The organism is Pseudogemmobacter sonorensis, from assembly GCF_042762395.1.
GTDB classification, from domain to species: domain Bacteria; phylum Pseudomonadota; class Alphaproteobacteria; order Rhodobacterales; family Rhodobacteraceae; genus Pseudogemmobacter; species Pseudogemmobacter sonorensis.
In genome coordinates this window covers 1-5,940 of sequence record NZ_JBEFZE010000063.1, presented here as the reverse complement: position 1 = coordinate 5,940, position 5,940 = coordinate 1, and the positions used below count along the sequence as shown (strand labels likewise).

Below are 5,940 nucleotides of genomic sequence, written 5' to 3'. Positions count from 1 at the left end.
GCGCTGGCTTCGCCGCTGGTGGCGGCACGTCCTCCATGGGCACGGTCGGCGGCGCAGGCGCGGCCCCGGCCGCCACATCGTCCCCGACCGGCAATCCGCCCGCCTGGGCGCAGCGCATGCAGCGCTCGCAGGCGATGAGCCACGGCACGACCATGGCCGCCCATGCAGTGCGCTCCGGCGACAGCCATGGTGGCGGCTCCTCTATCAACCTTTCCGAAAGCGACCGCTCATGAGCCTCTTCAAAAGACCAGCCGTCCATTACGGCAAGACCCCACAACCCGAGACGCCCTATCAAAAGGCCGCGCAGGCATGGGACGAGCGCATCGGCTCATCTCGCGTGCAGGCGAAGAACTGGAGGCTGATGGCCTTCGGTTCGTTGATCCTGTCAGCCGGCTTCGCTTCCGCGCTGGTCTGGCAGTCAGCGCGCGGGACGGTCGTGCCCTGGGTTGTCCAAGTGGACAATCTCGGCCAGGCGCAGACCGTCGCGCCGGCCGCCGCCGACTATCGCCCGAACGATCCGCAGATCGCGTTTCACCTCGGCCGCTTCATCGAACAGGTCCGCGCGATCCCGGCCGACGCCATCATCGTCCGCCAGAACTGGCTTCGCGCCTATGAGTTCACCACGGACAGGGGCGCGGCAGCCTTGAACGACTACGCCCGCGCCAACGACCCGTTCACGCGCGTCGGCCGTCAGCAGGTTGCCGTCGAGGTGTCGAGCGTCATCCGGGCATCCCCCGACAGTTTCCGCGTGGCATGGACCGAACGGCACTACGAGAACGGCCAGCTTTCCACGACCGAACGATGGACGGCCATCCTCACCATCGTCATCCAACCGCCGCGCAATGCCGAACGGCTGCGCGCCAACCCGCTGGGAATCTACGTCAATGCAATTTCGTGGTCGCGGGAGATGAGCCAATGACCCGCACGACTTTCCGTAAAGCCGGTTTTCCGGTTTTCCGTAAACCCGCCTTCGCGGCCGTGCTGCTTTCCGCGACCATGCTGGCAGGCTGCGCCACCAACCGGACGCCGCAATTCAGCTACGACGACAGCGTGCCGCCGCTGCCGACCGTGCAGGCGGCGGCAACCGACAACACGCCCCGGCCGCTGCATGTGCCGCCGGCATGGACCGTGGCGCGCGGCGGCACCGCTGCCGGCACGCCAACCGGCCGCGTCGAGAACGCCAATGCAGCCGCCCGCGTCGAGCCGCGTCGGGAAGGCTACTACAACGCCATCCAGATATATCCGTGGAGCGAAGGCGCGCTCTATCAGGTCTATGCCGCAGTCGGGCAGATCACGACGATCGCGCTGGAGCCGGGCGAGAGCCTGACAGGCGCGGGGCCGATCGCGGCGGGCGATACCGCCCGCTGGATCATCGGCGACACCGAGAGCGGCAGCGGTGCGAACCGCCGCGTCCATATCCTCGTGAAGCCGACACGCCCGGACATTTCCACCAACCTTGTCGTCACCACCGACCGGCGCACTTACATGCTCGAACTGCGCGCGCGGGAATCGCTCTACATGCCCGCCGTGGCTTGGGCCTATCCCGCAACGCCCGGCCAGCGCCAGACCGTTCCGGCCGCACTCGTCATTCCGGCCGAGGCTGCGCGGAACTATCGCTACGGGTTGCAGGTGCAGGGCGACAGCCCGCCATGGCGGCCGGTTTCGGTCTTCGACGATGGACGCCGCGTCTATGTCGTCTTCCCGGCCGGGATCGTGCAGGGCGAAATGCCGCCGATCTTCGTGCTCGGATCGAACGGCGAACCGCAGATCGTCAACAGCCGAGTCCATCAGAACATCCTGATCGTGGATCGCCTGTTCGGCGCGGCCGAACTGCGCCTTGGCAGCGGCAACCGCCAACAGATCGTCAGGATCGTCCGCACCAACCCGACGCAGGCCGCCGCCGCGCAGCCCGCCAGCGCGACCGGAGACTCCCCGTCATGACAGACAACACCATCACCGATACCGCCGCGCCCATGCGCCTGCGCGCCGAGCCGCCCCGCGTCACCCGCCTGTCCCGCAAGATGCTGGCAGGCGTCGGAGCCGTCGCGCTTCTCGGCATCGGGGGCGCACTGATCTACGCGCTCCAAACCCGCGATGCGGGGCCGGGAGGCGACGAACTCTATTCGACCGAGAACCGGCCCACGGCGGACGGCTTATCGGGCCTTCCGCGCGATTATGCCGGTCCCGTCCTGGGGCCAGCACTGCCCGGCGACCTCGGCCGTCCGATCCTTGACGCGCAGAACCGGGGCCAGCCCGTTGCACCGCCCGTCATGGCGACGCCCGCCGTCGATCCCGACGAACAGCGCCGTCTCGCCGAGGAAGAAGCCGCGCGCTTGAGCAACGTGTTCTTCCAGTCCGGTCCACGCACGGGAGCGCCGGCAGGGACGGCCATGCCCGGCCTTGCCGGTCTTGGCCTCGGTGGGCAACCAGCGACACAGGACCGCCACGCGGCATTCCTCAATGGCCCCGTGGACAGGCAGACCGTCGCCCCGGATCGCGTCGCGCCGCCGGCATCGCCCTATATCCTTCAGGCCGGAGCCGTGATCCCGGCCGCGCTCATCACTGGCATCCGTTCCGACTTGCCCGGCCAGATCACCGCGCAGGTGACGGAGAACGTCTATGACAGCCCGACCGGCTCGCTGCTGCTGATCCCGCAGGGCACCCGTATCATCGGCCAATACGACGATGGCGTGACCTTCGGCCAGCGCAGGGTGCTCTTGGTCTGGAATCGCCTGATCCTGCCGGGCGGCCGTTCCATCGTTCTGGAGCGCCTGCCGGGCGCGGACGCCAGCGGCTACGCCGGCCTTGAGGATGGCGTCGATTATCACTGGTGGGATCTGATGAAGGCCGCAGGGCTGTCCACGCTGCTTGGCATGGGCACGGAGCTGGCGACCAGCGACGAGGACCGGCTGATCCGCGCCATCCGCGACGGGGCGCAGGATACCGTCAATCAGGCGGGCCAGCAGATCGTCCAGCGCCAGTTGCAGGTTGCGCCGACGCTCACCGTCCGACCGGGCTTCCCGGTCAGGATCATCGTGACCCGCGACCTTGTGTTCGAGCAGACAGGAGGTTGATCATGACCAAGCTGAAACTCGGCCCGCTGCCCGACGACAAGCCCGTCAAGGTGACGGTGGAACTGCTCGCGCCGCTCCACCGCGATCTGGTCGCCTATGCCGAGGTGCTGGCCCGCGAGAGCGGCCAGCCCGTCGCCGATCCCGCCAAGCTCATCGTGCCGATGCTTCAACACTTCATCGCCACGGATCGTGGTTTCGCCAAGGCGCGGCGCAAGGGTAAAAGTTGAGCTGGGTGCTTTTTGCTGAGTCGATCCGACCCCGCTCTGAAGCGTGATATACCGGCTAAGGGATTGTAAAACATGCAAACTTCAACCCGCGACGTAGGTCGAATGTCAGCTCTCTCAATCGAAGACTATCGCGTTGCCTCTATCACTAAACCTTGGTTATATGGTTTCTCACGCACGTGGCAAAGAACCATCTTGGCACGACGTACGAGAACATTAAAGCTCGCGTGAGAGCACTGCTTAAGACTCTGCCTTAAAATGCCGAGTGATTGCTGCCGATGGGATATATAGCCGTGGTGTGTCACACGGCTATTTGGATGAAATGTCGGTATCGGTAGCTGCGCGCCCCCGCAACCAATTCCAGCATAAATCAATCGAAATCGAAGTGTGATCAGACGCTTAGGCCGTCAAAAGGCGGCCTTTCTCATTTTGAGGTAAGCGGAATATCGGTCGTCCTGACCGCGCCGAAGCCCTGCGTTCTCAATGGCCGCCCGTTTTGATGGGATAGTGCAGTAGCAGCTGATAACCGCCGTGCATCATCCTGATGCCGTGGGCTATGAGGCGTCGGGCCTTGTTCTTGCGCGGATCGACTTCCCAATCCTCTTTCGTGCCGCTGAATCCGAGCAGCACTTTGGCGATGGTTCGGTAACTCGCGCCGTGTGCTCGTGCGTCCAAGGCGCGTAGTGATAGAATGTGCCATTGGCGGAGTTGGGCAGGCATGACCCGAAACTCCGAGCCCGGTCTGCGGCCTGCGACGGAGCGCCAGAACCGCCGGGCAGCATGGGAGCGCAGTTCGTAGAAAGCATCCAACGGCAGGAACGTGCCGTAGAAGGCCGCAGCGTCGGGATCGCTGCGCGGCAGCCACAATTGATGCGCGATGCCATCGGCCCGCCAGATGCCATGCCAGCCATCGGCCGCGCGGCGCAGGTCGAGGCCGTCGAGATGGGCGAGCTTAAATGTCGGACCTCTCGTGCTGGTTTCACGACCGACGGGCAGCAACATGAAGGCGTTCGCATACACGCGCGGCGACCAGAGCGGAGCTTGCAGATCGGCCGCTGTGTCGGGGTCGCTCGGGAAAGAGCAACCCCCAGCGATGCGCAAACGATTCCAGTTGTTTCGAGTCCTGTCTGCTGGCCAGACTCAATGTCTGGCAGTGGTCCCGATATTCGTCGTTGCGGCGCAGATACTCCCAAGCGAAACCGGAGGCGGCAAGCTGCCATATGTGCTGGTAGGCCACATGGTGCCACCACTCAATATGCAGCATGGTGTCACTCCTCCATGCCAACTCCTGATTGGATCAGTAGGTGGGGGGAAGTCGCGATCCAAGCGCGGTCAGCGTCCCCCATTGATACTCGACCATCGGCACTGGTTGTCGCAGCCACCATATTGCTAGGGGGCAGCGGTTAAACGCTGGTGAACGAGGCCATAAACGCTGAAGCCAACAAGCTCCGGCTGCCCATAGCTCGGGAAAGCCTCAACGAATCTGGCCTGGATCGCCGCGTAGTGTTCGGCCTGTTTTTCTGCATCCGAAAGCTCGGACCTTTGATCGCCAAGCGACTCGATATAGTCGTCAACGATTTCGACCGCTCTGGTCAGATAGGCAGTTTGTTGTTCGACAGCTTCAACGACGGGCAAGAAATCTCCCCGACCACCATAGGCAGTCCCTGTCCCCAAGGTATTGAGTGTAGCGAGCACATCTTTCCAACTATCAACTTCAGGGACTGCCTGACCATTCACGATACCGCCCTCAAGCCACGCATGGGTGTTGGAGTGGATGAGGTCCCCGACGATCAAGTCGCCGGTCGCGTCGATCCTTGCGACCGTTTGCGTGCTGGAAATACCAGCCGGAAGCTCGAACAGCGTGATCGTTTCGCCCGAATTGAGCATGATCTCCAGTCGGCCGGAAAAGGTCGTGTCCACCGTTTGCAGCACCGGATAGTCTTCAGCACTGAACATCTGTGCGACGTTCACAAGAAAATGCCGCTTGTATTCATCAACGCCAGGCATGGCTTCCGCGGTCGTCGCTGATGCGATGATCTCCGTATCAATCTCCCGGAAGGCGGCAATGCCGTTGAACTTGTCTGGATTGGGGTGGGTAATGATGACACGGGTGATCGGCGACCCGGTTTCTCTTCTGATGTTATCGATCAGAAGTTGAGCATATTGCGGTGTGAATTGTGTGTCGAAGACGGTGACCTCCTGCCCGTCGTCATACCAGACGGAGTGAGTGTTGAAGCCACTGGCATCGGAAGTGAAGACATGAAGCTCGCCAGCCGCCGCGTTCGTGGCGAGCAAGGTCAGACCGAGCAGAAGGTTATGGGGTCTCATGGGGATTTCCTTCGGTGAAATGGGGGAAGCGATGTAACGCGCGTTGAACGTGACCACATCGCAGGGATATGCCTATGCCTCCTTGACCAGCGCGAAACCGATCTTGTCGCCGTGACCGAGCCCGTAGCCGAGCTGAATGAGCTGTTCGACCATTGGCTCCAGATAGCGGGCATTGGTGAGAGGCCCGGCAGGGACAGCCTCGAATCCGGGTTCCCGGACCAGCGCGGCGACGGTTTCGATAGCCGCCGCATCGTTTCCTGTCACGAAGACCGTGGAAGCGACTGCCCGGCCTTCTGCGCGCAGCGCGATGACGG

8 protein-coding genes and 1 pseudogene are annotated in these 5,940 nt (G+C 63.3%); 5 read left to right on the top strand and 4 right to left on the bottom strand.

The annotated features are described in order from the left end of the window. The 5 genes and pseudogenes from ABNX41_RS21420 to ABNX41_RS21400 form a co-directional block, all read left to right on the top strand. A pseudogene (locus ABNX41_RS21420) lies at positions 1-233 on the top strand (P-type conjugative transfer protein TrbL); the annotation flags it as partial. Then, entirely contained in the window at positions 230-919 is a 690-nt protein-coding gene (gene trbF, locus ABNX41_RS21415; protein ID WP_438671713.1) for a conjugal transfer protein TrbF, read from the top strand. The pseudogene ABNX41_RS21420 and the gene trbF, both read left to right, overlap by 4 nt. Continuing rightward, entirely contained in the window at positions 916-1,941 is a 1,026-nt protein-coding gene (gene trbG, locus ABNX41_RS21410; RefSeq protein ID WP_438671714.1) for a P-type conjugative transfer protein TrbG, read from the top strand. The genes trbF and trbG overlap by 4 nt, the downstream gene beginning before the upstream one ends. Then, positions 1,938-3,074 (top strand): TraB/TrbI/VirB10 family type IV secretion system protein, encoded by a 1,137-nt coding sequence (locus ABNX41_RS21405; RefSeq protein WP_438671712.1) that lies wholly within the window; start codon positions 1,938-1,940, stop codon positions 3,072-3,074. Before trbG ends, ABNX41_RS21405 begins: the two co-directional genes overlap by 4 nt. 2 nt (positions 3,075-3,076) lie before the next feature. After that, a complete protein-coding gene (locus ABNX41_RS21400; protein WP_438671711.1) occupies positions 3,077-3,301 on the top strand; it encodes a DUF2274 domain-containing protein in 225 nt (74 codons plus the stop codon). 477 nt (positions 3,302-3,778) lie between these two features. Here the strand turns inward: ABNX41_RS21400 and ABNX41_RS21395 are convergent, their stop codons facing one another. The 4 genes from ABNX41_RS21395 to ABNX41_RS21380 all read right to left on the bottom strand — a co-directional run. Beyond that, positions 3,779-4,300, bottom strand: a complete 522-nt coding sequence (locus ABNX41_RS21395) for a DUF2285 domain-containing protein (protein ID WP_438671710.1) — start codon at positions 4,298-4,300, stop codon at positions 3,779-3,781. After that, complete coding sequence (locus ABNX41_RS21390; protein WP_438671709.1) at positions 4,278-4,562, bottom strand: transcriptional regulator domain-containing protein; 285 nt, start codon at positions 4,560-4,562, stop codon at positions 4,278-4,280. The genes ABNX41_RS21395 and ABNX41_RS21390 overlap by 23 nt, the downstream gene beginning before the upstream one ends. Positions 4,563-4,687: 125 nt before the next feature. Then, positions 4,688-5,626, bottom strand: coding sequence for an MBL fold metallo-hydrolase (locus ABNX41_RS21385; RefSeq protein WP_438671708.1), 939 nt, complete (start codon positions 5,624-5,626; stop codon positions 4,688-4,690). A 72-nt stretch (positions 5,627-5,698) separates the two neighbouring features. Beyond that, positions 5,699-5,940: NAD(P)-binding domain-containing protein (locus ABNX41_RS21380; RefSeq protein ID WP_497883256.1), on the bottom strand; the 242-nt coding region annotated here is incomplete at its 5' end.

Excerpts from the sequence above, each read along its gene's own strand:
- trbF (WP_438671713.1), top strand. The coding sequence starts at position 230 with ATGAGCCTCTTCAAAAGACCAGCCGTCCATTACGGCAAGACCCCACAA.
- trbG (WP_438671714.1), top strand. The coding sequence starts at position 916 with ATGACCCGCACGACTTTCCGTAAAGCCGGTTTTCCGGTTTTCCGTAAA.
- ABNX41_RS21405 (WP_438671712.1), top strand. The coding sequence starts at position 1,938 with ATGACAGACAACACCATCACCGATACCGCCGCGCCCATGCGCCTGCGC.
- ABNX41_RS21400 (WP_438671711.1), top strand. The coding sequence starts at position 3,077 with ATGACCAAGCTGAAACTCGGCCCGCTGCCCGACGACAAGCCCGTCAAG.
- ABNX41_RS21395 (WP_438671710.1), bottom strand. The coding sequence starts at position 4,300 with ATGTTGCTGCCCGTCGGTCGTGAAACCAGCACGAGAGGTCCGACATTT.
- ABNX41_RS21390 (WP_438671709.1), bottom strand. The coding sequence starts at position 4,562 with ATGCTGCATATTGAGTGGTGGCACCATGTGGCCTACCAGCACATATGG.
- ABNX41_RS21385 (WP_438671708.1), bottom strand. The coding sequence starts at position 5,626 with ATGAGACCCCATAACCTTCTGCTCGGTCTGACCTTGCTCGCCACGAAC.